This is a genomic window from Amycolatopsis sp. lyj-109 (assembly GCF_046548995.1).
In the GTDB taxonomy this organism is placed as follows: Bacteria; Actinomycetota; Actinomycetes; order Mycobacteriales; family Pseudonocardiaceae; genus Amycolatopsis.
In genome coordinates this window covers 29208-53882 of record NZ_JAJPWR010000016.1, presented here as the reverse complement: position 1 = coordinate 53882, position 24675 = coordinate 29208, and the positions used below count along the sequence as shown (strand labels likewise).

The 24675-nt window shown below is 67.5% G+C and carries 25 protein-coding genes, 1 tRNA gene and 1 pseudogene; 18 read left to right on the top strand and 9 right to left on the bottom strand.

What is annotated here, in order from left to right; translation table 11 throughout:
• Positions 1-45: 45 nt before the first annotated feature.
• From ACLJQF_RS31535 to ACLJQF_RS31525, 3 genes are all read right to left on the bottom strand, one after another.
• Positions 46-1029 carry a beta-ketoacyl-ACP synthase III gene (locus ACLJQF_RS31535; protein ID WP_410613978.1) on the bottom strand — a complete coding sequence of 328 codons (984 nt, stop codon included), beginning with the start codon at positions 1027-1029 and terminating at the stop codon, positions 46-48.
• The gene (locus tag ACLJQF_RS31530) at positions 1026-1949 is read right to left on the bottom strand and encodes an ACP S-malonyltransferase (protein ID WP_410613977.1); all 924 of its coding nucleotides are present in this window, start codon (positions 1947-1949) and stop codon (positions 1026-1028) included. Before ACLJQF_RS31530 ends, ACLJQF_RS31535 begins: the two co-directional genes overlap by 4 nt.
• A 303-nt stretch (positions 1950-2252) precedes the next feature.
• Positions 2253-3467 (bottom strand): PucR family transcriptional regulator, encoded by a 1215-nt coding sequence (locus tag ACLJQF_RS31525; RefSeq protein WP_410613976.1) that lies wholly within the window; start codon positions 3465-3467, stop codon positions 2253-2255.
• Positions 3468-3585: 118 nt separating this feature from the next.
• Here ACLJQF_RS31525 and ACLJQF_RS31520 point away from each other — a divergent pair, with 118 nt between their 5' ends.
• From ACLJQF_RS31520 to ACLJQF_RS31505, 4 genes are all read left to right on the top strand, one after another.
• Positions 3586-4494: an ABC transporter ATP-binding protein gene (locus ACLJQF_RS31520; protein ID WP_410613975.1), complete on the top strand. Its 909-nt coding sequence runs from the start codon at positions 3586-3588 to the stop codon at positions 4492-4494.
• Complete coding sequence (locus ACLJQF_RS31515; RefSeq protein ID WP_410613974.1) at positions 4491-5711, top strand: ABC transporter permease; 1221 nt, start codon at positions 4491-4493, stop codon at positions 5709-5711. Before ACLJQF_RS31520 ends, ACLJQF_RS31515 begins: the two co-directional genes overlap by 4 nt.
• 219 nt (positions 5712-5930) lie before the next feature.
• On the top strand, positions 5931-6707 hold the full coding sequence (locus ACLJQF_RS31510; RefSeq protein ID WP_410613973.1) for a mechanosensitive ion channel family protein: 777 nt from the start codon (positions 5931-5933) through the stop codon (positions 6705-6707).
• A gap of 283 nt (positions 6708-6990) precedes the next feature.
• A complete protein-coding gene (locus tag ACLJQF_RS31505; protein ID WP_410613972.1) occupies positions 6991-7629 on the top strand; it encodes a nicotinamide riboside transporter PnuC in 639 nt (212 codons plus the stop codon).
• On the opposite strand, the gene ACLJQF_RS31500 is transcribed toward ACLJQF_RS31505, so the two are convergent.
• Both ACLJQF_RS31500 and ACLJQF_RS31495 read right to left on the bottom strand, forming a co-directional pair.
• A complete protein-coding gene (locus tag ACLJQF_RS31500) occupies positions 7610-9220 on the bottom strand; it encodes an L-lactate permease (protein ID WP_410614148.1) in 1611 nt (536 codons plus the stop codon). The two genes, ACLJQF_RS31505 and ACLJQF_RS31500, sit on opposite strands and share 20 nt — an antisense overlap.
• A gap of 224 nt (positions 9221-9444) precedes the next feature.
• Positions 9445-10035 (bottom strand): TetR/AcrR family transcriptional regulator, encoded by a 591-nt coding sequence (locus ACLJQF_RS31495; protein ID WP_410613971.1) that lies wholly within the window; start codon positions 10033-10035, stop codon positions 9445-9447.
• Between the two features lie 79 nt (positions 10036-10114).
• On the opposite strand from ACLJQF_RS31495, the gene ACLJQF_RS31490 reads away from it, so the two are divergent.
• A complete protein-coding gene (locus tag ACLJQF_RS31490) occupies positions 10115-10861 on the top strand; it encodes an SDR family oxidoreductase (protein ID WP_410614147.1) in 747 nt (248 codons plus the stop codon).
• Here the strand turns inward: ACLJQF_RS31490 and ACLJQF_RS31485 are convergent.
• Positions 10858-12069: an alpha-hydroxy-acid oxidizing protein gene (locus tag ACLJQF_RS31485; RefSeq protein ID WP_410613970.1), complete on the bottom strand. Its 1212-nt coding sequence runs from the start codon at positions 12067-12069 to the stop codon at positions 10858-10860. The genes ACLJQF_RS31490 and ACLJQF_RS31485 overlap by 4 nt on opposite strands.
• Positions 12070-12152: 83 nt before the next feature.
• Positions 12153-14948, bottom strand: coding sequence for a pyruvate dehydrogenase (acetyl-transferring), homodimeric type (aceE, locus tag ACLJQF_RS31480; RefSeq protein WP_410613969.1), 2796 nt, complete (start codon positions 14946-14948; stop codon positions 12153-12155).
• Positions 14949-15364: 416 nt separating this feature from the next.
• Here aceE and ACLJQF_RS31475 point away from each other — a divergent pair, with 416 nt between their 5' ends.
• From ACLJQF_RS31475 to ACLJQF_RS31460, 4 genes are all read left to right on the top strand, one after another.
• Positions 15365-15796 carry a DUF3052 domain-containing protein gene (locus ACLJQF_RS31475; RefSeq protein ID WP_410613968.1) on the top strand — a complete coding sequence of 144 codons (432 nt, stop codon included), beginning with the start codon at positions 15365-15367 and terminating at the stop codon, positions 15794-15796.
• Positions 15797-15869: 73 nt separating this feature from the next.
• Positions 15870-16331 carry a peroxiredoxin gene (locus tag ACLJQF_RS31470; protein ID WP_410613967.1) on the top strand — a complete coding sequence of 154 codons (462 nt, stop codon included), beginning with the start codon at positions 15870-15872 and terminating at the stop codon, positions 16329-16331.
• Between the two features lie 43 nt (positions 16332-16374).
• Positions 16375-16446, top strand: a tRNA-Val gene (locus ACLJQF_RS31465).
• Positions 16447-16490: 44 nt separating this feature from the next.
• Positions 16491-17030, top strand: a complete 540-nt coding sequence (locus ACLJQF_RS31460) for a hypothetical protein (protein WP_410613966.1) — start codon at positions 16491-16493, stop codon at positions 17028-17030.
• A 75-nt stretch (positions 17031-17105) separates the two neighbouring features.
• Here the strand turns inward: ACLJQF_RS31460 and ACLJQF_RS31455 are convergent.
• Together ACLJQF_RS31455 and ACLJQF_RS31450 are read right to left on the bottom strand one after the other, a co-directional pair.
• Positions 17106-17528: pseudogene (locus ACLJQF_RS31455) on the bottom strand (recombinase zinc beta ribbon domain-containing protein); the annotation flags it as partial.
• A 33-nt stretch (positions 17529-17561) separates the two neighbouring features.
• A complete protein-coding gene (locus ACLJQF_RS31450) occupies positions 17562-18254 on the bottom strand; it encodes a recombinase family protein (protein ID WP_410613965.1) in 693 nt (230 codons plus the stop codon).
• Positions 18255-18391: 137 nt separating this feature from the next.
• On the opposite strand from ACLJQF_RS31450, the gene ACLJQF_RS31445 reads away from it, so the two are divergent.
• From ACLJQF_RS31445 to ACLJQF_RS31405, 9 genes are all read left to right on the top strand, one after another.
• Positions 18392-19279 carry a DUF5677 domain-containing protein gene (locus tag ACLJQF_RS31445; protein WP_410613964.1) on the top strand — a complete coding sequence of 296 codons (888 nt, stop codon included), beginning with the start codon at positions 18392-18394 and terminating at the stop codon, positions 19277-19279.
• On the top strand, positions 19279-19650 hold the full coding sequence (locus tag ACLJQF_RS31440) for a hypothetical protein (protein ID WP_410613963.1): 372 nt from the start codon (positions 19279-19281) through the stop codon (positions 19648-19650). The genes ACLJQF_RS31445 and ACLJQF_RS31440 overlap by 1 nt, the downstream gene beginning before the upstream one ends.
• Positions 19647-20186, top strand: a complete 540-nt coding sequence (locus tag ACLJQF_RS31435; RefSeq protein WP_410614146.1) for a DUF6879 family protein — start codon at positions 19647-19649, stop codon at positions 20184-20186. Before ACLJQF_RS31440 ends, ACLJQF_RS31435 begins: the two co-directional genes overlap by 4 nt.
• Positions 20167-21036: a helix-turn-helix domain-containing protein gene (locus ACLJQF_RS31430; RefSeq protein ID WP_410613962.1), complete on the top strand. Its 870-nt coding sequence runs from the start codon at positions 20167-20169 to the stop codon at positions 21034-21036. Before ACLJQF_RS31435 ends, ACLJQF_RS31430 begins: the two co-directional genes overlap by 20 nt.
• A 119-nt stretch (positions 21037-21155) precedes the next feature.
• Positions 21156-22307, top strand: coding sequence for a radical SAM protein (locus ACLJQF_RS31425; RefSeq protein WP_410613961.1), 1152 nt, complete (start codon positions 21156-21158; stop codon positions 22305-22307).
• Complete coding sequence (locus tag ACLJQF_RS31420; RefSeq protein WP_410613960.1) at positions 22304-22882, top strand: PolC-type DNA polymerase III; 579 nt, start codon at positions 22304-22306, stop codon at positions 22880-22882. The genes ACLJQF_RS31425 and ACLJQF_RS31420 overlap by 4 nt, the downstream gene beginning before the upstream one ends.
• A complete protein-coding gene (gene tmk / locus ACLJQF_RS31415; protein WP_410613959.1) occupies positions 22860-23507 on the top strand; it encodes a dTMP kinase in 648 nt (215 codons plus the stop codon). The genes ACLJQF_RS31420 and tmk overlap by 23 nt, the downstream gene beginning before the upstream one ends.
• Positions 23508-23862: 355 nt before the next feature.
• Positions 23863-24462 (top strand): ATP-binding protein, encoded by a 600-nt coding sequence (locus ACLJQF_RS31410; RefSeq protein WP_410613958.1) that lies wholly within the window; start codon positions 23863-23865, stop codon positions 24460-24462.
• A 28-nt stretch (positions 24463-24490) separates the two neighbouring features.
• Positions 24491-24670, top strand: a complete 180-nt coding sequence (locus tag ACLJQF_RS31405) for a hypothetical protein (protein ID WP_410613957.1) — start codon at positions 24491-24493, stop codon at positions 24668-24670.
• The last annotated feature ends 5 nt before the right edge of the window (positions 24671-24675 follow it).

The following is a 24675-nucleotide window of genomic DNA, read 5'->3' as shown; positions in this document are numbered from 1 at the left end:
GGTCTGTTTCCCTCGGGCGAGTGCCCGCGGGGAGCGTAACGGTGATCAGGGGCAGATGAACGCCTGCCCGGCGTAGGACAGGCCCGCGCCGAACCCGACCGCCAGCACCACGTCGCCGGGCTTCGCCGTCCCGGCCTTGCGCATGTGGTCCAGCGCGAGGGGGATGGACGCCGACGAGGTGTTGCCGGAGTACTTGATGTCGTCGGCGACGACCATGTCGTCACGGGCGCCGTTGGCCCGCAGCTTCTTCGCGATCGCCTCGACGATACGCAGGTTGGCCTGGTGCGGGATCAGCACGTCCACATCGGACGGCTTGAGCCCGGCGACCTCCAGCGCGCGCATGGCGATCGGCGCGATCTGGGTCGTCGCCCACCGGAAGACCGACTGGCCCTCCTGGTAGATGAACTTCTCCTCGGTCATCCCGATCAGGTCGACGAGGTCGCCCGCGCTGCCCCAGGAGACCGGGCCGATCAGCGGTTCGTCGGACGCGCCGACCACCGCGGCACCCGCGCCGTCGGCGAAGATGATGGCGTTCGCGCGGTCGGTCGGATTCACCGAGTCGGTGAGCTTCTCCGCGCCGATGACCAGGACCTTCTTCGCCGAGCCGGCCCGGATCAGGTCGGAGGCGACGCCGAGGCCGTAGCAGAACCCGGCGCACGCGGCGTTGAGGTCGAACGCGCCGGGGCTCGGGATACCGATCCGCGCGGCCACCTGGGCGGCCGCGTTCGGGATCAGCGTCGGCATGGTGCAGTTCGGCAGGATCACCGTGTCCACTTCGGACGGGTCGACCCCGGCGTCGGCCAGCGCGGCCTTGCCGGCGGCGACGGCGAAGTCGGTCAGCGACTCGCCCTTTTCGGCGAACCGCCGCTCGACGATCCCGACGCGCGACTGGATCCACTCGTCGTTGGTGTCCATGGTCTTCGAGAGGTCGTCGTTGGTGACGATCTTCTCGGGCTGCGCGCTGCCGATACCCAGCACGCGGCTGCCGCGCGAGCCGGGGTTGAGGCTCAGGGTGGGTCGGTCGGTCACGAGGCGTCCTCCTGGCGCAGCGCCGCCAGCTCGGCCGGCGTCTTCAGCGCGGTGATAGTGGTGACGACGCCCTTGAGCTGCCGCTTGACCAGGCCGGTCAGGGTGCCCGCGGGCGCGAGTTCGATCGTGCGGGTGACGCCGAGGGAGACCAGGCCGTCCATCGTCAGGTCCCAGCGGACCGGACGGGTGACCTGGGAGACCAGCCGCGCCAGGTACTCGGCGCCGCTGGTGACGACGGCACCGTCCGCGTTGGACAGCAGCGGGCGGACCGGGTCGGCCGGGGTCAGCTCGGCGGCGTGGGCACGCAGCGCTTCTTCGGCGGGCGCCATGTAGTGCGTGTGGAAGGCGCCGGCGACCTTGAGGGCACGGATCTTCGTGCCTTCGAGGGGCTCGGCGACGATCTTCGCGATCGCGCCGGCGTCGCCGGAGGCGACGATCTGCCCCGCGCCGTTGCGGTTCGCCGCGGTCAGGCCCTGCTCTTCGAGCCACGTGACGACCTGCTCGGGGTCGCCGAGCATGACCGCGGCCATCGACGTCGGCTCCATCGCGCACGCCTTCGCCATCTCGGCGCCGCGGACGGCGGCGAGCGCGACGGCGTCTTCGGGCTTCAGCACCCCGGCGATCGCGGCGGCCGCGAGCTCGCCGACGGAGTGGCCGGCGACCGGCGCGTCCGCGGGCACCGGTGCGGTGGCCTGGAGGTGCTCGAAGGTGAGCAGCGACAGCGCCACGATCAGCGGCTGCGCGATCGCGGTGTCCTGGATCTCGTCGGCGTCCGCCTCGGTGCCGAGGTGGAGCAGGTCGAGCCCGGCGCGCTCGGACCACTGAGCGACGCGCTCACGCGCGCCGTCGAGGTCGAGCCAGGGCGTGAACATGCCGGGGGCCTGGGACCCTTGGCCGGGAGCGAGGACTGCTGCTGTCACCCTCTAAGACAACACGGGAGAGGGACTTTCCGGTGTTGCCGACGTTCACAGTGTCTGTGCGGCGTCTTTGTCGGAAACCTCCAAAGACGCGCCGTAGAAGCTCGCGCGTAACCCGGAAGCCTTGTCGGGTTCAATCACCTTTCGATGTTAAGTCCATCACGTGACGCGGCTCGCAGCAAGCGCGAAGGTGAGTTCGGCGCAAGTTGTCGTGAGTGGTAATTAGGGTTCTAACCCTAATTACCACTCACGACAAGCCACGGCAGACTGCCCAGCCGCCGCCTTCACCGTGGCCTTGGGCCGCGCTCACCAGAGGCCGCGGGCCCTCGCCAGCCGTCCCACGGTCAGGGCGATCCGGAGGACCAGCGCGTCGCGCGGGTCGGTCGGCTGGCAGCCGGTGAGGTCCGCCGCCTTCCGCAGGCGGTAGCGGACCGTGTTCGGGTGGACGAACAGCGTCTTCGCGCACGTCTCCAGCACGCCGCCGCTCTCCAGGTACGCCTCGACCGTGCGCTGCAGCGTCGGCCCGGCCTCCTCGAGCGGGCGGGCGATCGTGTCGACCAGCAGGCGCTCGGCCTCCGCGTCCCCGGACAGCGCGCGCTCGGGCAGCAGGTCGCCCGACCGCACCGGGCGGGGCGCACCCGGCCAGCCGACCACCGCCCGCAGGCCCGACAACGCCTCCGTCGCGCTGTGGTGGGCCTCCGCCAGCGTCGGCACCGTCGGGCCGGCGACCACCGGGCCCTCGGCGAACGCCACCGACATCCCGGCCAGGATCTCCCGCTCCTTCACCCCGCCGTCGGTGGGGCCGCCGACCACGACCACCAGCCGGGAACCCTGCACCGACAGCAGCACCGGGCGGCCGACGCGGGCCGCGCGGCTGCGGACCTCGAACACCACCGTCGGCGGGTCCTCCGACGGCGGGTTGCCGACCAGCACGGTCGCCGCCGCCGTCGGGTCCCAGCCCAGCGCCGTGGCCCGGGAGAGCACCGACTCCTCGGCGTCGCCGCGGACGATGCCGTCGACCACCAGGGCCTCCAGGCGGGCGTCCCACGCGCCGCGCGCTTCCGCCGCGGCGGCGTAGGAGTTCGCCGCCGCGAAGGCGATTTCCCGGCCGTAGCGCAGGATTCCTTCGATCAAGGCGGCCCGTTCCGCTTCGTTCGCGGCGAAATCCGGCAGTTGTTCCTCGAACACCTCGATGGCCAGCCGCACCATGCCGACCGCCTGGCGCAGGCTGATCCACCGCGACAGCTCGGCCGGCGCGTCGCGGAACGCCTCGGTGGTGAGCTTCAGGGCCTCCTTGGAGTCCCGCAGCCAGGAGACGAAGCCGGCGGCCCCGGCCTGGGTGATCAGCAGGACGCTCGCGCGCTGGTCGGCGGGCAGCCGGGCGAACCAGGGCAGCCGCCGTTCCATCACCGCGATGCTCGCGCTCGCCAGGCTGCCGGACGCGTGCTCCAGCTGCCGGAGTGTCTTCGCGGACAGTCCGTGGTGCTTCGGCACCGGGCGCGGGGCGGTGGTTCCATCCATGGCGGAGGGGATCCTACGTGCCCGCAACTTTGGTAGCCCCTCGCGGCAACGCGCGAGGGTAGGCGGTGCGTGTACGCAGTGCCTAGGATCGGGGCCAGACAGAAACGGGGGAACCGGAATGACCGGTTTAGAGATCGACGGGATCTCCAAACGCTACGGCGACGTGGTCGCATTGCGCGAAATGACGTTCGACGTCCGGCCGGGCGAATTGTTCGGCTTCGTCGGCAGCAACGGCGCCGGCAAGACCACGACCATGCGGATCGCGCTCGGCGTGCTGTCCGCCGACGCCGGCGAGGTCCGCTACGACGGCACGCCGGTGACGCACGAGACGCGCCGCCACATCGGCTACATGCCCGAAGAACGCGGCCTCTACCCGAAGATGAAGGTCGCCGAGCAGCTGACGTACCTCGCGCGGCTGCACGGCATGCCCGCCGCCGACGCGCGGGCCTCGGCGGAGAGGTGGAGCGAACGGCTGGGTGTCGCCGGCCGCCGCGACGACGAGGTGCAGAAGCTCAGCCTCGGCAACCAGCAGCGCGTCCAGCTGGCCGCGGCGCTGGTGCACGAGCCGCGGATCCTGGTGCTCGACGAGCCGTTCTCCGGCCTCGACCCGGTCGCGGTCGACGTGATGAGCCAGGTGCTCAAGGAAAAGGCGGCCGACGGGGTACCGGTCGTGTTCTCCAGTCACCAGCTCGATCTGGTGGAACGGCTCTGCGACCGCGTCGGGATCGTCCGCAGTGGACAGATGGTCGCCAAGGGCACGGTCGACGAACTGCGGGCCGGCGGTGCCGTGCGGCTGCGGGTCGACGTCCCCGAGGCGGCCGAGGGGTGGGCCGACGGCCTGCCCGGGGTGAAGGTGCTCGGCCGGACGGGCTCGGTGACCGAGCTCGAGCTGGGCGAGGACGCCGACGACCAAGCCGTGCTCAAGGCGGCGCTGGCCACCGGGCCGGTTCGCGAGTTCGCCCGCGAGCAGCCGTCGTTGACCGAACTGTTCCGTTCCGTCGTCACGACCGAGGAGGTCCCCGCATGAACACCCCCGCGCCGGACGTCCGGATGAGCCCCACCGCGGCGGTGGGGCTGGTCGCCTCCCGGGAGATCAGCACCCGCGTGAAGTCGAAGGCCTTCCGCGTCGGCACGGTGGTCATGCTGCTGCTGATCGTGGTCGGCATCGTGGTCATCAAGCTGATCGCCGGGGGTGGCGGCGCCGACTCGACCGTCGGCTACACCTCGGCGACCGCGCCGCTCGCCGCCCCGCTGAAGGCCGGCGGCCAGGCCGTCGACGAGAAGATCGACACGGTGCAGGTCGCCGACGAGGCCACCGGGCGCGCGAAGCTGGCCGACGGCTCGCTCGACGCGCTGCTCACCGGTGACGGCAAGACCGTGCACGTCCAGGTGAAGAAGGACCTCGACGGCAAGCTCTCCCGGGTCCTGCAGCTGCTGTCGCAGCAGCTGGCGATCGACCAGCAGGTCGCCACCCTGGGCGGGAACCCGGCGCAGTTCCAGGCCGCGATCGCGGCCGCGAAGTTCGTCGAGGACCCGCCGCTGGAGCAGCCGTACGACTACGACGGCCAGCAGCTGATCCTGGGCATCATCGCCGGCATCCTGATCTACATGTCATTGCTGCTCAACGGCCAGAGCGTGGCCCAGGGCGTCGTCGAGGAGAAGACGTCGCGGGTGGTCGAACTGCTGCTCTCGACGATCAAGCCGTGGCAGCTGATGGCCGGGAAGGTGCTCGGCATCGGCGTGGTCGGGCTGATCCAGATGCTCGTGATCGGCGTCGGCGGGGTCGTCGCCGGGCTGGCCACGGGCGTGCTCACCATCTCCGTCTCGGCGGCCGTGGGCACGGTCGTCTGGCTGATCGTGTGGTACCTGCTCGGGTTCTTCATGTACTCGATCGTGTTCGCCGCGCTCGGGGCGCTGGTTTCGCGCCAGGAAGACGTCGGCGGCGCGACCATGCCGGCGCTGATGTTCGTGATCGCCGGCTACGTGATCGGCATTTCCGTGCTGCCGTCGGATCCGGGCAACACGTTCGTCGAGGTGCTTTCCGTGATTCCGGTGTTCTCGCCGACACTGATGCCGATGCGGCTGGCGATGGGCGGTGTGCCCGTTTGGGAAGCGGTGGTGTCGGTGGGGCTGGTGGTGCTGCTGATTCCGGGGCTGATCTGGTTCGCCGCGCGGATCTACCGGAACGCCGTCATGCGCACCGGCGCAAAGGTGAAACTCCGCGACGCCCTGCGCGCTGCCTGACGTTTGCCCGGGCAGTCTGCCGAAATTGCTCGAGGCCGCCCGGCGCTTGCGGTTTACGCTACGCCGGACGGCCTCGTCTCCCCGGTCCCCACCGGTAGAACCAGTATGGCCACGGGTGATCTTTGCGCGCCAGTCGTCTCACTCGATCGTGGGGCGCACGAGTTGCCGCCCCTGGGTACTTGATCGACGATCCGGTGCAAATCCGTGGAGGGAGTCGGTATGGGCGAACAACTGAAGGACGGGCTCGGACAGGCGTGGGCCATGGTGGCCACGTTCGTCCCGAAACTCGTGGGATTCCTGATCATCCTGCTGATCGGCTGGCTGATCGCGAAAGCCGTCTCGAAAGGGCTGGCGCTCGTGCTCGGGAAAGCCGGTTTCGGGAAACTGGTCGAGCGGACGGGGCTGAGCGGAAAGATCGGCCAGCAGAAGATCGACGCGACCGGGATCCTCGTCAAATTGGTCTACTACTTCATTCTGCTGATCGCGCTGCAGCTGGCGTTCGGCGTGTTCGGGCCGACCAACCCGGTGAGCCAGCTGCTCAACGACATCATCGCGTTCCTGCCGCGGATCGTGGTGGCGCTGGTGCTCGTCGTGGTCGCCGCGGCGATCGCGAAGGTGGTGCGGGACGTCGTCGCGTCCGCGATGTCCGGCCGCGGGGCCGCTCGCCCGCTTTCGCTGGCGGCCTATTGGCTGATCATGGCGTTCGGCATCATCGCCGCGCTCGGCCAGGTGAACATCGCGACGGCGATCACCGGCCCGGTGCTGATCGCGGTGCTGGCGACGATCGGCGGCGTGATCGTGGTCGGCTTCGGCGGCGGCCTGATCAAGCCGGCCCAGGACCGCTGGCGTGGCTGGATGGCGAACATGGAGCACCAGCTGGAAACCCCGGCGCAGCGCACGGGCGAGATGGGCACCGGCCCGGCGGCTCCGCGCGCGAGCGTCGGCGCGGACAGCACCCCGACGCCGCCGGTCGGCACCCCGCGCCCGCTGGGCTGACCACAGAGGAGTGGCGCGGGCCCGGTGGTCGGGGAAGCCGCCGGGCCCGCGCCGCGCTCGGAGGTCTTGAATGACTCATTCAGGACCTCCGAAGCCTTGAATGAGTCATTCAAGGCACCCGCAGCGCCCGCTACCCTGCCGGACGGCCGCACCGCCCGGGGAGAGACGCAGGCTGCTGCACGTCGGCGACGTCCAGCCGGTGGGATGTTCCGCCCCTCACAGTCCCTGGGGAATTCCCCTCGTCCGGAGCATGTTGGGAGCGGTAGGACGAAAGGGGCGTGACGTGGACTTCCTGCTGCACCACGGGATCACCGTGCTCGGCCAGTGGATTTCGATCGCGGAGCTCGCCGGGCAGGTGTTCGCGCTCGCCGTCGTGTTCCTGGCGCAGCGTCGCACCCTGTGGACGTGGCCCGTGCAGGTCGGGGCCACCGTGCTGCTGTTCGCCGTCTACGTCTCCGCGCACCTCGGCGGCCTCGCCGCGCGGCAGGTCGCCATCCTCGCCATCTCCGTCTACGGCTGGTGGGCCTGGACGCGCCGCCAGGACCCGGTGTTCGGTGTCGTCGTCCGCCAGGGCCGGCTCGCCGAGCGGCTGGCGATGGTCGGCGCCTTCGTCGTCGGGACCACCGTGATGGCGCTCGTCCTCGACGCCCTGCACGCGTCCTGGGCGCCCTGGCCGGACGCCGCCATCTTCGTCGGCACCCTCGTCGCCTTCGGGGCGCAGGGGCTCGGGCTGGTCGAATTCTGGCTGGTCTGGCTGGCCGTCGACGCGATCGGCGTCCCGCTGCAGATCTCGTCCGGGCTCTACTTCTCCGCCGCGATCTACATCGTGTTCGCCGGGCTGGTCGTGCACGGCTGGTGGAGCTGGAACCGCTCGGCCCAGCGCGTCGCCGCCCGGCCCGGGGTCACGGCAGCATCCAGCTGAGCGCCGCCGTGCTCTGACCCCAGACGATCAGGCACATCACCAGCAGCAGCCCGACGCTCCACGGCAGCACCTTCCGCAGCAGCTTCCCCTCCTCGCCGGGGAGGTTCGCCGCCACGCAGGCGATGGTGAGGTTCTGCGGCGACACCATCTTGCCGAGGACGCCGCCGGAGCTGTTCGCCGCGGCCAGCAGGTCCGCGGGCAGGCCCGTCTGGTGCGCCGCCGTCACCTGCAGGGCGCCGAAGAGCGCGTTCGCCGAGGTGTCCGACCCCGAGACGGCGACGCCGAACCAGCCCAGCACCGGCGAGAGGAACGCCAGGCCGGCGCCCGCGGCGGCGATGAACGTGCCGATCGTGGTGGTCTGGCCGGACAGGTTCATCACGTAGGCCAGCGCGAGGACGCCGGTGACGGTGAGGATCGCGAACCGCAGCTCCTTGACCGTGGCCAGCCACTCCCGCGCGGTGTCGCCCGCCCGCACCGCCAGGATCGCCGCCGTGACGACTCCCGCGAGCAGCACCAGCGTCCCGCCGGTGTTGAGGAACGGCAGGGAGAACGTGTTGCCGGACACCGGTTTCCCGTTCGGTGCGGCGACGTTCAGCCCGGGCCAGTGGAACTTCCAGGTCGCCTTGTCCAGCAGCCGCTTGACCGGCGGCAGCACGGCGATCGAGAAGATCACGATGATGAGCAGGTACGGCAGGTAGGCCTTGACGACGTCGCCGCGCGAGTCCTCCGGCGGTGTCTCGGCGGTCGCCGTCCCGCCGGTGCCGATCCGGACGGCTTCGGGCACCGGGCGCCGGGTCTGGGGGAGCGCCACCAGCGCGGCCGCGCCGGCCAGCGCCGCGCCGATGTCGGCCAGCTGCGGCGAGACGTAGTTCGAAGCGAGGAACTGCACGAGCCCGAACGCGACGCCGCAGACGAGCGCGGGCAGCCAGGTGTCCTTGAGGCCGCGCTTGCCGTCGACGATGATCACCAGCAGCAGCGGCACGACCAGCGCGAGCAGCGGCGTCTGGCGCCCGACGATCGACGAGACCTCCTGCAGCGGCAGGCCGGTGACCTGGGCGAGGGTGACGACCGGGGTGCCCATGGCGCCGAACGCGACCGGCGCGGTGTTCGCGACCAGCGCCACGACGGCGGCCTTGACCGGGTGGAACCCGACGGCCACGAGCATCACCGCGCTGATCGCGACCGGCGCGCCGAACCCGGCCAGCGCCTCCATGAGGGCGCCGAAGCAGAAGGCGATGATCAGCGCCTGGATGCGCGGGTCGTCGGAGATCCGGCCGAACGAGCGGCGCAGGACGTCGAAGTGCCCGGTCCGCACGGTGAGCCGGTAGATCCACAGGGCGTTGACGACGATCCACATGATCGGCCAGAGCCCGAAGGCGGCGCCTTCCAATGCCCCGGAGACGGCCTGCACGACCGGCATCCCGTACGCGGCGATGCCGACGACGAGCGCGACGAGCAGCCCGATCAGGGCGGCGTGGTGCGCCCGCATCCGCACGGCCCCGAGCAGCACGAGGACGGTGGCGAGCGGCAGCACGGCGGCGAGCGCGGACAGGCCCAGCGAGCCCAGCGGAGTCAGATCCTGCACGAACACGTCCTGCATGAACACGGCGACCTCCGTTTTCCACGATGCGAAAACGGCCTTTCGGCGGGTGCTGGTGATCCTCCTCACAAACCGGCCGGTCCGTCAAGAAGTTGCGGCCGATCGGTGCAATTGGCCGGTCGCAAACAGGCATCACGCGTGATTGGAGGGGCATCGGGGTGATGACTGCTCAATCGCGCGAGATGACTGCTCAATCACGTGTGATGACTGCTCAATCACGGCTTGGGTAGCACGGCGAGCGCGGTCTCGGCGATCGCGCGGATGGCGCCCGGCTCGACGCCGCCCTTGCCCAGTGCTTCGAGACCGCGCAGGACCGCCAGCACCAGCCCGGCGAGGTGGGCGGGGTCCGCGCCGGCGTCGAGGTCGCCCGCACGCTGGGCGCCCGCGATGCACGCGGTCAGGTGGTCCTGCAGGTCGTGGAACAGCTGCCGGCTGCGGGCCGCGACCGCCTCGTCGTGCTCCGCGCATTCGGCCGTGCTCTTCGCGATCAGGCACCCCCGGCGCGCCTGGTCGGCGGCGACCGATTCGGCGATCGCCCGTACGTGGTCGCCGAGCCGCCGGTAGGCGGTGTCGTCGGGGCCTTCGAGCTGGTGGCGCGTGCCCTCGCCGGCTTCGGTGCAGTAGTGGTCGAAGACGCGCAGGAAGAGCGCGTGCTTGTCGCCGAAAGCGCCGTAGAGGCTGCCTTTGCCGAGGCCGGTCGCGGCGGCGATGTCGTCGACCTTCGTGCCCGCGTAGCCGGTCTCCCAGAACTGGTCACGTGCGGTGCGCAGTACTGCGGCCTCGTCGAAGCTCCGGGGTCTTGCCATGGCTTCAGGCTACCCATTCTTGACTATCTAGTCCAGAACGGCGTAGGTTCTGGACGAATCAGTCAAGAACTCGGAGGGCATCGTGAACCTGGAGAACAAAACCGCGGTCGTGACCGGCGGCAGCACCGGCATCGGGCTCGCCATCGCCCAGCGTTTCGCGGCCGAAGGCGCGCGCGTGTTCATCACCGGTCGCCGCAAGGAAGCCCTCGACGACGCGGTCGCCGAGATCGGCAGCGGGGTGACGGCCGTCCAGGCCGACTCGGCGAACCTGGCCGACCTGGACGAGCTCTACCGCGCGGTGGCCGAGCGCGGCCGTGGACTGGACGTCGTGGTGGCCAACTCCGGCGGCGGGAGCTTCGCCCCGCTCGGCGAGATCACCGAGGAGCAGTTCGACACGACGTTCGGCACGAACGTCAAGGGCGTCCTCTTCGCCGTTCAAAAGGCGCTGCCGCTGCTGAACGCGAACGCGTCGATCATCCTCACCGGCTCGACGACGTCGACGCGGCCGGGCCCGGCCTTCAGCGTCTACGCGGCGACGAAGGCGGCGGTGCGCAACTTCGCCCGCAGCTGGGCGCTCGACCTCAAGGGCACGGGCACGCGGGTCAACGTCCTGAGCCCGGGACCGACGCGTACGCCGGGCCTGCTGGGCCTGGTGGACGAGAACGCGCAGCAGGGTCTGGTCGACAGCCTCGTGGCGGAGGTCCCGCTGGGTCGCCTCGGGGATCCCTCGGAAATCGCGGCCGCGGCGCTGTTCCTGGCCTCCGGGGAGGCGAGCTTCGTCAACGGCGTCGAGTTCTTCGTCGACGGCGGCCAGGCGCAGGTCTAACGCAGGGTGGCGTGGCTCGGCGTCAGGTCCTTCAGCGTCCGGACGCCGAGCAGCTGCATCGTGCGCACCATTTCCGTCCGGAGGATGTCGACGCAGCGCTGGACGCCGCGCTCGCCGCCGGCCATCAGGCCGTACAGGAACGCCCGGCCGACCAGGACCGCGTCGGCGCCGCGGGCGATCGCCGCCACGATGTCGCCGCCCGACAGGATGCCCGTGTCGATCCAGACGTCCGCGCCGCCCTGGAGCTCGTCCAGCACCGCCGGGAGCAGTTCGAGCGGCGTCGGGGCGCGGTCGAGCTGGCGGCCGCCGTGGTTGGAGATCAGAACCGCGTCCGCGCCGTGCTTCACCACGTCGCGGGCGTCGTCGACGTTCTGGACGCCCTTGACCACCAGCTTTCCCGGCCAGGTCTGCCGGACCCAGTCGAGGTCGTCGAAGTTCAGCGTCGGGTCGAAGAGCTTGTTCAGCAGCTCCGCGACCGTCCCGTCGAAGTGGCTGAGCGAGGCGAAGTTCAGCGGCTCGGTGGTGAGCAGGTTGAACCACCACGCCGGGTGCGTCGCGCCGTCGAGGAACGTCTTGAGCGTCAGTGCCGGCGGGATGGTCAGGCCGTTGCGGACGTCGCGCAGGCGGGCACCGCCGACCGGGGTGTCCACGGTCAGCATCAGCGTGTCGTACCCCGCGGCCCACGCGCGATTCATCAGATCTTCACCGGCGCCGCGGTCGCGCCAGACGTAGAGCTGGAACCACTTGCGGGCGCCCGGCGCGGCTTCGGCGAGATCCTCGATCGACGTCGTCGCCATCGTCGAGAGCCCGACCGGGATGCCGTTGCGCTCGGCTACGCGGGCCACCGCGCGCTCGCCCTCGTGTTGCATCATCCGGGTGAAACCGGTGGGAGCGAAGGCGAACGGCAACGCCGAGGTCTTGCCGAGGATCTCGCGGGTGGTGTCCACATCGGACACCCCGCGCAGCACGTTCGGGTGAAATTCGACGCGCCGGTACGCCTGCCGGGCGCGGAGCAGGCTGTCTTCGAGCTCGGCTGCGCCGTCGGTGTAGTCGAACGCCGCCCGCGGGGTGCGCTTGCGCGCGATCATCCGCAGGTCGGCGATGGTGTGCGCGTTCGCCAGCCGCCGGTCCGTCGGGTTCAGCACGATCGGCTTCGGCCGCAGGATCTGCTGCAGCTCACTCGGCTTCGGCAGCCGGCGCTTCGTCACCCTGATCAACTCCCTAACGGACTACGAGCGAGCGGGACCCGGCAGACATCGGATGTCTGCCGGGTCCCGAAACTAGCACCTGATCACGCGTTGCCGGACTCCGACGTCTGCGGCCCGGCGGCCGCGATGTCGTCGAGCCGGTACTTCGTGGCCGCTTCGAGGACCTTCGCCTGCTCGACCTCGCCGCGCTTGGCCAGGATCGACAGCGCCCCGACGGTGATCGACTCGGCGTCGACCAGGAACTTCCGCCGCGCCGCCGGCCGGGTGTCGGAGAAGCCGAAGCCGTCCGTGCCCAGCGTCAGCATGTCGGTCGGCACGTACGGGCGGATCAGGTCCGGCACCGCGCGCATCCAGTCCGACACCGCCACGACCGGCCCATTCGAGCCCAGGAGCGCCTCGGTGACGTACGGCACGCGCGGCTCGCTGCCCGGGTAGAGCAGGTTGTCGTGGTCGATCTCGACGGCTTCGCGCCGCAGCTCGGTCCACGACGTGGCCGACCACACCGCGGCCCGCACGCCCCACTCCTCGGCCAGCATCTTCTGCGCCTTCAGCGCGTCCGGCATCGTGACGCCCGAGACCAGGATCTGCACTTCCGGGCCTTCGCCCGCGGGCGCGTCGGCGTACTTGTAGAGACCCTTGAGCAGGCCGTCGACGTCGAGGTTCTCCGGCTCGGCGGGCTGCTGGTACGGCTCGTTGTAGATCGTCATGTAGTAGAAGACGTTCTCGCCGTTGCCGTCCGGGCCGGTCTCGCCGTACATCCGGCGCAGGCCGTCCTTGACGATGTGCGCGATCTCGAACGACCACGCCGGGTCGTAGGCCACCGCGGCCGGGTTGGTCGATGCCAGCAGCAGCGAGTGCCCGTCCGCGTGCTGCAGGCCTTCACCCGTCAGGGTGGTGCGGCCGGCGGTCGCGCCGACGACGAACCCGCGGGCCATCTGGTCGGCGGCGGCGTACAGGCCGTCACCGGTCCGCTGGAACCCGAACATCGAGTAGAAGATGTAGATCGGGATCATCGGCTCGCCGTGCGTCGCGTACGACGTGCCGACGGCGGTGAACGACGCGGTCGAGCCTGCCTCGTTGATGCCCTCGTGGAGCAGCTGGCCCTTCTCGGACTCCTTGTAGGCCAGCATCAGGCTCGCGTCGACCGACGTGTACGTCTGGCCGTGCGGGTTGTAGATCTTCGCCGTCGGGAACATCGAGTCGAGGCCGAAGGTGCGTGCCTCGTCCGGGATGATCGGGACGACGCGCTTGCCGATCTCGGAGTCCTTCGCCAGCTCGCGGACCAGCCGGACGAACGCCATCGTCGTGGCGACCTCCTGCTTGCCGGAGCCCTTCCGGACGCCCTCGTAGAGCTTGTCGCCGGGCAGGACGAGCGCCTTCGCCGACTTCGGGCGGCGTTCCGGCAGGAACCCGCCGAGCGCCTTGCGGCGGCCGACCAGGTACTCGATCTCGGGCGAGTTCGCGCCCGGGTGGTAGTACGGCGGCAGCTTCGGGTTGCGCTCCAGCTCCTCGTCGCTGATCGGGATCCGCTGCGAGTCGCGGAACAGCTTCAGGTCGTCGAGGGTGAGCTTCTTCATCTGGTGCGTGGCGTTGCGGCCCTCGAACGCCGGGCCCAGGCCGTAGCCCTTGATGGTGTGGGCCAGGATCACCGTCGGCTGGCCGTGGTGCTCCAGCGCCGACTTGTACGCCGCGTACACCTTGCGGTAGTCGTGGCCGCCGCGCTTGAGGTTCCAGATGTCGGCGTCGGAGAGGTCCTTGACCAGGTCCTTCGTCCGCGGGTCGCGGCCGAAGAAGTGCTCGCGGACGAAGGCGCCGTCGTTGGCCTTGTACGTCTGGTAGTCACCGTCCGGGGTGACGTTCATCAGGTTGACCAGGGCGCCGTCGCGGTCGGCGTGCAGCAGCGAGTCCCACTCGCGGCCCCAGATCACCTTGATGACGTTCCAGCCGGCGCCGCGGAAGTACGACTCCAGCTCCTGGATGATCTTGCCGTTGCCGCGCACCGGGCCGTCGAGCCGCTGCAGGTTGCAGTTGATCACGAAGGTCAGGTTGTCGAGGCCCTCGCCGGCCGCGATGTGGATCAGGCCGCGGGACTCGGCCTCGTCCATCTCGCCGTCGCCGAGGAACGCCCAGACGTGCTGGTCGTTCGTGTCCTTGATGCCGCGGTCGCGCAGGTAGCGGTTGAACCGCGCCTGGTAGATGGCGTTCATCGGGCCGAGGCCCATCGACACCGTCGGGTTCTCCCAGAACTCCGGCATCAGCCGCGGGTGCGGGTACGACGGCAGGCCGCCCCCCTCGCCGGCGTGCGAGAACTCCTGGCGGAAGCCGTCGAGCTGCGACTCGCTCAGCCGGCCCTCGAGGAACGCGCGGGCGTAGATGCCGGGGGAGGCGTGGCCCTGGATGTAGATCTGGTCGCCGCCGCCGGAGTGGTCCTTGCCGCGGAAGAAGTGGTTGAAGCCCACCTCGTACAGCGCGGCCGAGGAGGCGTAGGTCGAGATGTGGCCGCCGACGCCGACGCCGGGACGCTGCGCCCGGTGCACCATGATCGCCGCGTTCCAGCGGATCCAGGCGCGGTAGCGGCGCTCGATGTCCTCGTCACCGGGGAACCAAGGCTCGTTCTCGGTGGGGATGGTGTTGACGTAGTCCGTCGAGGTCAGGGCCGGTACGCCGACGTTCCGCTCCCGGGCTCGCTCGAGGATCCGCAGCATCAGGTAACGGGCCCGCTGCTGACCGCCCCTCGCGAGAGCCTCGTCGAAGGAGTCCAGCCACTCGGCGGTCTCCTCCGGGTCGATGTCGGGCAGGTGCGCCGCCAATCCGTCACGGATGACGCGTACGCGTGCCGGGGTCTCCTTGCGGGAGGCGCCGTCGTTCTGCGGGGCCAAGGGGTCTCCTTGCGAAAAGTTGTAGCCGGTGGTGCTCGTACGCGGGGGTGTACGACTCTCCATCGTCGTCTTCCGTCCCGGCTTCCGCACCGCTACTTGGCGGTAACATCGGCCGACCCGGTCGAGCCACTCCCTGCGCGCGGTGTATCGCGCGCGCGGTTACTTCCTCCCCACCCTAGGGGACGACCCTCGGAGGGGTGGCAGACCGGGGGCGCCAGGCACCCGAAACGCCGTCGCGGGCAGCCGGTCGCGGGCCGTATCCTGCGACACGAGTTGTCAAAGATCCGGTGTGGACGGTTGCGCGAGGAGCCACACCAGTGTTCGCTATCGGCAACCGGGTAGCCGAGTGTGGCACCAGGCGTACCCCCTGGGGTGCTCCGAAGCCACGCTCCGTCGTAGTTGGAGGAGTGAAAGCAGTGGTCGCCGCGGGAGACGCTGATCAGAGCAGCGTCGCCGAGAGGCTCGGCATCAAGCCCGAGATGGTGGTCCAGGAGATCGGCTGGGACGAGGACGTCGATGATGACGTCCGCGCGGCGATCGAGGAGCAGATCGGCGGGGACATCCTCGACGAGGAAGCGGACGAGGTCATCGACGTGGTGCTGCTGTGGTGGCGCGAAGACGACGGCGACCTCGGTGACGCGCTCATCGACGCCAGGGGCCCCCTGGAGGAGACAGGTGTGATCTGGGTGCTGACCCCGAAGAACGGGCAGCCCGGGCACGTCGAGCCGAGCGAAATCGCCGAAGCGGTACCTGCCGTGGGCCTGGCCCAGACCGCCAACATGAGTGTCGGCGCGAACTGGATCGGCACCCGGCTGGTGTCCCCCAAGTCGAAGTCGAAACAGCGCTGAGCCGGTCTCGCCGGACGGACACGATAGGGTTGTCGTCGCAGGCACGTGTCCGTTCGGGAGAGGAAACGCTGGTATGACGGTCGAGGTCGGTTCCGAGGCTCCTGACTTCACGCTCAACGACTACAACAAGCAGCCCGTCCAGCTGTCGTCGTTCCGGGGTGACAAGCCGGTTCTGCTGGTTTTCTACCCGTTCGCGTTCAGCGGCATCTGCACCGGCGAGCTGTGCCAGCTCCGCGACGAGTTCGCGGACTACGACAACAAGGGCGTCCAGGTGCTGGGCGTCTCGGTCGACACGCCGTTCTCGCTCAAGGCGTGGGCCGAGAAGGAGGGCTACCAGTTCCCGCTGCTGTCCGACTTCTGGCCGCACGGCGAGGTGGCGCAGGCATACGGTGTGTTCAACGCCGACGCCGGCTTGGCGGTCCGCGGCACGTTCCTGATCGACACGGCCGGCGTGGTCCGGTTCGCCGAGGTCAACGCGCCGGGCGAGGCCCGCGACCAGCTGGGCTGGAAGAAGGCCGTGGCCGAACTGGCTTGAGGTTCCCGCGGCGGCGGCCCGGACTCCCGGGCCGCCGCCGTCCGGGCGCATAGCTCAGCGGAAGAGCACTCGGTTTACACCCGAGCGGTCGCAGGTTCGAACCCTGCTGCGCCCACCTGACGCGCTTGTTCCAACCCCATCCGGTGAATTCCTCGCCGGATGGGTTTCGTCGTTTTCGCCGCCCAGACCGCCCGTGGCGTCTTCGAACGGCGTCCGGAAGACATTCCCCGGCTGACACCGGTCGGTGGCGTCTCCGTCTGTCTCGGCGGCCTGGTCGCGGATGCCGACGATGTCCGCGCCTCGCGGGCTATCGAGCAGTGCCGCGAACGGCTCAGTGAGGACACGGCCGACCACCGACCCGTCTTCCCCGATGTACAGCTTCTCGAAAAATCCCTGGTTGATCTGCCGCCGGATCTTGTCGGGGGCGCTCAGGTAGGCCGCCGGGCACTGCTCAGCAGCGTGGAGCGCTTCGCTGAGCGTTTGCTCGATGTCGGCGGTAGTGGACTGGGCGCTCCGGATCTCGTGGTCGGCTTCGGCCAGTTGCCGAGTGAGTCGCTGCATCTCAGTCGCGAGCAGATCCTCAGGGATGGCGCCGGCGTAGTGGGCGCGGAGCAACTTCTGAAGTTCGTTCTGGGCTTGTTTCTGCTGGCGGAGCGCCCGCTTGAGGTGGTCGCTGGCTTCGTGCTCCTGCTGGGCTAGTTCGCTGCGGACGGCGCGCTGGATGCGGGTGCTCAACGCTGAAGTGAGGCGAAACAGCAGGTAGAAGGCCTCAATGGCTTCCTCGATGCGCTCGACACGCACGGCTGGCCGGGTGCAGTTGGTCTCTTTGGTCTTCTTCTTGACGCAGCAGTAGTACTCGTACAGTCCGCCCCGGCCCCTGGTCTGGGAGTAGATCAGTCGGCCGCCGCATTCGGAGCAGTAGATGGTGCCGCGCAGGTAGTGGGTGTGCTTGCGGTCCTTCTCGCCGGTGTGGTTGTGACTGGCGAGGGTGTCTTGGATGGCTAGCCAGGTTTCCGGCTCGATGAGCGGCTGGTGCCTGCCTTCGTAGTGGATGCCCTGGTAGGCGACGACTCCCAAGTAGTACGGGCTGCGCAGTAGGTGGTGCATGCCGTTGACGGAGATGGGCCGACTGGGTCGCTTTGGCGAGGGACGTGTGCTGAGTCCCTTCGCGCGAGCGGCGAGTGTGAGGTCCGCCACAGTCCACTCGCCGGTGGCGTACTGCTCCAGGCATCACCGGACAAGGTCGGCGCGTTCCGGGTCGAGCACGACGGTCGCGGCTAGCACGCCATTGATCGGCTGACGGACGTTCATGTAGCCAGTCGGGGCGCGGAACGGCGTGCCGCCTTCCTCGGCCTTGCGGACGAGCCCCTTCATGACCTCAAGGGCGAGGTCGCCGGAGTAGAACTGGGCGATCTCGGCCATGAGGCCGTACAACAGCCGGCCGCTGGGAGTGTCGTCGACGTTCTCGGTACATGAGACGAGCTGGACGCCGTGCTTCTTGAGTGCGAGGTTGATCGCGATGTCGTCTTCGCGGTTGCGGGCCAGCCGGTCGATCTTGTGCACGATGACGTGGCCCGGCCGGAGCTTCCGCACGTCAGCGAGCATGCGCTGCAGATTGTCGCGGTCTGCCGAGCGGGCCGACTCGCCCGCATCGACGTACTCCGCGTGTACGAGAGCACCGAGTTGGGCGGCTTTGGCGTGGCAGGCGGCGCGCTGTGCGGGGATGGAATAGCCCTCTGCTCCACCGCCGGTGCGGGCGTGCTCCTTGGTGCTGACGCGCAGATAAATGAATGTTATTGGTGTGCCTTCGCGCTCGGGGCTCAAAGTCTTGTTGCTGCGTGATCTGCGTGGCGGGCGTCCGGTGGCAGCTTCAAGCGCGTTCAGTCTGGCTCTGGTGTCTTCGATCTTGATTTCGTCCTTCATGTGGGGCTATTCCTCCTCTCTGGGCTTAACGGTTCATGAATCGGGTGACTAATTCGACCCCTGTCAAGATTACGATGCGTGTATCTGCGAGCAAAAATGACTTTCGCGTCCTCGTCCTTCAGGAGTAATATTCCTTTATGGACTACATAGAGATGTCGCATGAAAGCTTGCCCGAGGCGTACAGTCCCGACTTCGAGGACCTGAAGACGGCAGAATCGGAGGCGCCGTTCATGGAGGCTTCTTTTTACATGCTCAGAGAGGCCACGCATTGGATGGCCATACTTTCCAGCTTGAAGCCCGCGAGCCCGCTGGATCGAAATCGGGCAATCATGCGGGGCCTCCTTGTCCGACTGACGAAGTTGATGCGACTTGCCGTGCGGGAATTGGCTAGCCAGGAGACGTTCATGCAGCTGAGCATCACGCGGGACACGATCGAGACCGCAGCAAACATGCAGTATCTTCTGCAAGACCCCGGCGATGGTGAGCGCTTCGATCAGTATGTCATGAACAGCCTGGTGGCCGAGCGCGAGCTGCTTCGTGATATTCAACGAAACTTAGCTGATCGCGGCGGCGATGAGTGGCCGATTGAGAAACGCATGAAGCGATCCATCGAAGCAACTGCTAAGGCTGCGGGGATCGATGACGTAACTTCACTTCCCGGTCGGTCGAAGATAGGCTTTCCGAGTATCGAAAGACGTGTTGAACTGCTGGGGCTGGACGCGTATATTGCCTATCGCATGGGATCGGTAGAGACGCACGGCGACTGGCATGATCTCTTTCGCAATCATCTGAATTACGACGACGGGGCGTTTAGTCCAAAGGTCAAGAGCATGCACGTCCGCCCGCAGGTGCCCTTGATGTTGACTATCTTGCCGCTGACTCTTGTCGTAAGCAGAATCAGCGATCTCGTTGATGACGCAGATGTGAGCGACTTTATCCGGCCAAAATTGGAGGACACGCTGCGGCGCGCACGCGAGATCGATCGACTTCACGAGGAGTTTCTATCGCCAGCACCACCGACGTGATGGCTGCGTCGTCTTCGCACTACGCGTCCGACCTTTGCGCGTTCAACCCGATGGCCCAACCGTTGACGACCGCGGCCCCCGTGCCTCACGATGGACGAGCAGTTTTCGCCAACTTCGAGCAAGGAGAGACTGTGCGTGCTCATTTTCTCGGCAAGGATCCTGAGTCGGCCCAGGGTGACTCACCCACGCTGTTCGCCACCGACCGGACAGACCGGGCGACATACATCGCCCAAGGCTGGAAGGTGACCGACCCGCAGGTGCTGGCCGATGTCGGCCCGGTACCCGACCACGAGACCCTGATCGAGATCCCGGAGGATGTGCTCAAGTTCTACGTGCGGCGTTACCAGCAGGAACAGGAGGGAGACCGCTGAGCTTCATTGAGCCCGGACCTGAGTTCGGCGAGCTCTTCCAGTCGTTCGAGCACACGGCGTTTCGGCTGGAGACGCGCGACCGGTACAACTCGCCATCCGAGGCAGAGTCGTTCCGCCGGTTCCGGGCTGGCGAGCCGGTGGACCTCGCGTGGTTCCAGGACTGGCTCGACATGGTGCGGGATGCTACGACTGCCGGTCGGCTGTTCTCTCGTGTACGAGTGGTGAGCCGACCGCTCACCGAGTACAGCCAGTTCGGGCTGTGGGCAGCACGTCACACCTGCGAGGCCGGGGACGACATCCGCTACCTCAACCGCGACAAAGCCGACGCCGCGGAGCTGCCGAAGTACGACTTCTGGCTGTTCGACTCTCGCAAGCTTGTCCTGATGGAATTCGACGAGGACGACTGCTTCCTCAGGGCTGAGGTCGTCGAGGAGCCGGCGGCGATCGTGGAGCACAACTACTGGCGGGACGCTGCCCGGCATCACGCCATCACCAGAGATGAGTTTGTCGCCAAGCATGAACAGCGGGACCTCTAGCGTCGACGAAGCGCGCAACGCGCTGGGCAAACGACTCCGCGAGTTGCGGATAGCCGCCAAGCTATCCGGCAAAGATCTCGCGGAGTCGTTGTCGTGGGTGGGGTCGAAGGTCTCCAAGATCGAGAACGGCAAGCAGACGCCGACCGATGACGACATCAAGGATTGGGTCAGAGCCACCAAGGCAGAGGACCAGACGGCCAGCCTTCTCGCTGCGCTACATAACCTTGAGCTTCAGCATGCTGAGTGGCAGCGCGTGCTCAAGGCGGGCATGACGGCGCATCAGACGTCGCTTGTCCAGCGTGACGAGCAGACGAAGCTCTATCGCGGGTTCGAGAACACGTTCGTGCCCGGTCTCTTGCAGACGGCCGAATACGCTCGCGCCCGGTTTGCTGATGCCATCATGATGCACCAGGTGCCCAACGACATCAACGAAGCCGTCAAGACCAGGATGCAGCGCCAGGAGATGTTGTACCGGCCGGACAAACGCTTCCACTTCGTGGTCACTGAAGCCGTCCTCCGCTACCGCCTGGTCGCGCCGGACATCATGTTTGGTCAGCTCGACCGCCTGATGGCGATCTCGTCGATGCGCAATCTCAAGCTTGGCGTTATCGGATTCGGGACGCGGTACGTGACGGACCCACGTCATGGCTTCTGGCTGCTCGACAACGATCTGGTGCGCGTCGAGACGTACTCCGCTGAGCTGAACCTCCGCCAGCCTGAAGAGATCGAGCTGTACAGCGGCATCTTCGATCAGCTTGCCGCTGTCGCCAGCTATGGCGGCGAGGCGCGGGCGATCATCAGCCGCGTCATGCGCGAGCTGGCCGAGGAGACCGGCGACGCTGGCTCGTAATTTCCGCGATGGGCTAATCGCAAATTATTTCGAGAAAACCCGAGCAAATTTCTGGCACACCGGTCGTTGCCCGCTTACTCTCCACAGGCGTCATCCCCGCTGACCTGGGAGAGAACTCCGTGACGACCATCGTGCCCCTGCTGAGCAAAGACCAGATTGACCGCTTGCCCGAGCGAGCCAGGGAGGTGATCGAATACCGCAAAAGCGGTCTGAGCTTGAACCATATCCAGGGCTGCCCGCTCGGGTGCGCCTACTGTATCCGGCATACCTACGGCCTGTGGGACGAGAACCAGCCTCGGGCGCTCATGACCGACAACCAGGCGGTCGAGGAGCTAGTCAACCACCGCTACTTCCAGTCGCACGTCACGCCGGTGCAGCTGTTCAACCGGGCGACCGATCCGTTCCTGCCGAAGGTTCGGCATCACACATTCGCGACACTCGAGGCCCTGGACGAGCGCGGGCTGACCAACCACGTGCTAGTCATTACCAGGCATCAGATGAAACCGGAAGACATCACGTGGCTCAACCAGCTTCGACACCTGAAGGTGACGCTGCTGTTCACGTACTCAGGGATCGACAACGAGCAGGTCGAGCCCTATCCGTCGCACGTGGCGGCTGACTCCCTGAAGCTCATGAGCGCGCCGGTCAGCCGGCGCTACCGGACTGTCCTGTACTGGCGCCCGCTCGTCCCGGGACTGAACGACACCGATGAGCACCTGGCCGCTGCCCACGAGCTGAGCAAACACGCCGACGCAACTGTCTTCACCGGCTTGTTCTACCGCGACCAGATCGCCGAGTACTACCAGGCCAACGGCTTGCCCCAGCCGTACGAGGACACCGCCCGTCGCAAGATCGTGCCCGAAACGCTCGAACGTCGCGTACTTGACGCGTTTTCGAACTCGACTGCTCTGTTCCGCAAGACTTCCTGCGCCGTCTCGTACGCGCACGGCCTGCCCGACTACAACGGCCATTACGGTATCCGCGAGCTGTGCGACATCTGCCCACTCAGCCAGCTCGAACTCTGCCGAGGCGCACACCGCGTACCGACAGCCGAAGATGTACACCAGGTCGCCCGCGTGTTGCCCGAAGCCGACCGCCTTGAGGTCGTAGACATCTCGGACCGGGCGGCGATCGTGACCGGCCTGGCAACCGAGCAACCTCGCTACTTCTTGCAGCACGCGCTCGGTTTCCAGGTCCACGACCTGCGCCACCCGCACCACGCGAACCGGCACGGTCGCGCGGACATCGGATGGAAAGGCAGTGCAGCATGACCGACTGGACCACGCTCAACTACGTCGTTGTCGATGTCGAAGGCAACGGTCAGCAGCCGCCTGACTTGGTGGAGCTGGCCGCAGTGCCGATCGTGGCCGGCGTTGTCGGTGAGCCGTCGAACTGGCTGGTGAAGCCGGACCAGCCGATCACCCACTTCGCCCGGAAGATCCACGGCATCACCAACGAGCAGGTGGCCGACGCGCCGGTGTTCGCATACGTCGAAGCTGACGTGCTCAAGGCTCTGGATGCCTCGGCGCTGATCGCTCACAACGCGCACGTCGACGTCGGTGTACTGCAGCGCAAGCTCGGGAGCTGGGAGTGTCCCGAAGTGTTCGACACGCTCAAACTCGCCCGTCGCCTGCTGCCTGGACTGGGGACGTACAAGCTCGGCTCACTGGTCGAAGAGTTCGAGCTGGCCTACGACCTCGGCGAACACGACCAGCCGCATCGAGCAACGTACGACGCGATCGTGACAGCCCGGCTGTTCGTTCACCTCGCGGGCCGGCGAACGCTCGAAGAACTGCGCGATCAGCCAACGGGTGGTGACCCTGATGACGAACCTGCCCTCTTCTAGCGCTGGGCGAGGTCTGTTCGTCAGCGTCGACGGGCCAGGCGGGGCCGGGAAGACCACGATCGTCCGGCACTTGGCGCAGATGCTGATCGCCCAAGGCGAACACGTCCATGTCACGGCCGAACCGTCTGCCGGACCGATTGGGGCACTGGCGCTTGAACTGACCCCGAGCGTCACCGGCCATGCATTGGCTTGCCTGTATGCGGCCGATCGCTACCACCACGTTGAGACGAAAATCAAGCCGCTCCTACGCGCCGGGCAGATTGTCATCTCGGATCGCTACATCGCGTCTGGCTTGGTGGTTCAACGTTTCGACTGCGTTGATCCGGTGTTCTTGTGGCAGCTCAACGAAGAGGCCGAACGACCGGACCTCGTGGTGATCCTCGAAGCTGATCCGGACATCATCGCGGAGCGGCTGGAGGCGCGCGGTCCGCACAACCGCTTTCAGAGCGTTCCGGCCAGCAGCCGTATTGAAGTCGAGTACTACCGGCAAGCGACAGAGACGCTGGAGGAAGCTGGCTTCGTGGTGCTGCGGGTGGACTGCAGCAGCCATCCGCCCGAACAGTCCGCGGCGGTCATCCGCAACCAGCTCATGACCTTGCTCGCGCCGAGTGAGGCGGTGGGCTGATGGCCGGGCCGATCACGGAGGCTGACGCTGTCCGTCGCTTCCCCGAACTGCGGGAGCTAGTCGCAGCCAGAGACGTCGGCTGGATCTTCCGACCGGTCCTCGAAGAGGCCGGGGCGTTGGAGGGCATCGTTGGCAGCTACAGCCGACAGCAGTACACCGATGCCTTGTTCATCTTCGACCGGACGAACGTCAGCGCGGCCCGTGTACTGGACAGTACTTACGGAGGCGGCTGTGTTTGGTCGAGACAGGGCGCAGCCCTCCAAGAAGTCGTGCACGACCTGCTAGAACTCCCGGCTCCGGGTACACACGGCGCACCGTCACTCGTGACGCGATCCGGCTTGTTATGGACGCCGTGATGAGCGTTCCTGCCCAGACCGCCGGCGACTTGCCCGCAGACGTCAAGGTACCCGGGATGCGCGAACAGCCTCGGTTCTCCGCTGCAATCGATCTGGTGGCGCTACCGACAGCCGCCAAGGTTGCCCGGCTGTTCGTCGCCGATACCTTGCGCCGCTGGGGTGCGATGTTCATAGAGCCGGACATGGAAGCGGTAGCCGCCGAGTTGGTGGCGTTGTCCGTTAAAGCGACCGGACCGGCCGAGGGAACGAGCTGGCAGGACATTCGGACGATCGGGACGATCAGGGTCTGCCTGGTTGGGTGGCGCAGGCACATCGTGGTCGAAGTGTCCGACGAGCATGATCAGGAGCTCGTCCTCCCCGAGGAAGCAGAGTTGCCGCATGACAGCGGTCTCGGCCTCGTTGACGCTCGAGCTGACCGTTGGGGGTCCTGCCTCACCTATTCGGGCCGAGTGATGTGGGCCGAGTTGGCGGTGTACGAGCGTACCGGCGCAGGCCTACCCCGCCGGAACCCTAAGCCCACGCCGCATCCACGAGCGCCCCTGCCGACGCAGGATCCAGACTTGCTGCAAAGAGTTCTGAACGGCTTGAAGAACAAGTAGTCCCGACAGCTACCACAAGGAGAACTCGATGACCAACCTCGTTAAGCTTCTGAAGCTGCACATGGAGACTAACGATGTCAACGAGCGCAAACTTGCTTCACAACTGGGCGTAGCACCGCGAATCTTGACCAAGCTGCTGCGTAGTGGCGACATGGACGCTAAGACGTTTGCGGGGGTTGTGAAGTGGCTCGCGGAGGATGCCAAGTAGTTTAG

Coding starts and splice junctions, on each gene's coding strand:
- ACLJQF_RS31525 (WP_410613976.1), bottom strand. CDS start 3,467: ATGGATGGAACCACCGCCCCGCGCCCGGTGCCGAAGCACCACGGACTG.
- ACLJQF_RS31520 (WP_410613975.1), top strand. CDS start 3,586: ATGACCGGTTTAGAGATCGACGGGATCTCCAAACGCTACGGCGACGTG.
- ACLJQF_RS31515 (WP_410613974.1), top strand. CDS start 4,491: ATGAACACCCCCGCGCCGGACGTCCGGATGAGCCCCACCGCGGCGGTG.
- ACLJQF_RS31510 (WP_410613973.1), top strand. CDS start 5,931: ATGGGCGAACAACTGAAGGACGGGCTCGGACAGGCGTGGGCCATGGTG.
- ACLJQF_RS31495 (WP_410613971.1), bottom strand. CDS start 10,035: ATGGCAAGACCCCGGAGCTTCGACGAGGCCGCAGTACTGCGCACCGCA.
- ACLJQF_RS31470 (WP_410613967.1), top strand. CDS start 15,870: ATGACGGTCGAGGTCGGTTCCGAGGCTCCTGACTTCACGCTCAACGAC.
- ACLJQF_RS31460 (WP_410613966.1), top strand. CDS start 16,491: ATGGGTTTCGTCGTTTTCGCCGCCCAGACCGCCCGTGGCGTCTTCGAA.
- ACLJQF_RS31450 (WP_410613965.1), bottom strand. CDS start 18,254: ATGAAGGACGAAATCAAGATCGAAGACACCAGAGCCAGACTGAACGCG.
- ACLJQF_RS31445 (WP_410613964.1), top strand. CDS start 18,392: ATGGACTACATAGAGATGTCGCATGAAAGCTTGCCCGAGGCGTACAGT.
- ACLJQF_RS31440 (WP_410613963.1), top strand. CDS start 19,279: ATGGCTGCGTCGTCTTCGCACTACGCGTCCGACCTTTGCGCGTTCAAC.
- ACLJQF_RS31430 (WP_410613962.1), top strand. CDS start 20,167: ATGAACAGCGGGACCTCTAGCGTCGACGAAGCGCGCAACGCGCTGGGC.
- ACLJQF_RS31420 (WP_410613960.1), top strand. CDS start 22,304: ATGACCGACTGGACCACGCTCAACTACGTCGTTGTCGATGTCGAAGGC.
- tmk (WP_410613959.1), top strand. CDS start 22,860: ATGACGAACCTGCCCTCTTCTAGCGCTGGGCGAGGTCTGTTCGTCAGC.
- ACLJQF_RS31410 (WP_410613958.1), top strand. CDS start 23,863: ATGAGCGTTCCTGCCCAGACCGCCGGCGACTTGCCCGCAGACGTCAAG.
- ACLJQF_RS31405 (WP_410613957.1), top strand. CDS start 24,491: ATGACCAACCTCGTTAAGCTTCTGAAGCTGCACATGGAGACTAACGAT.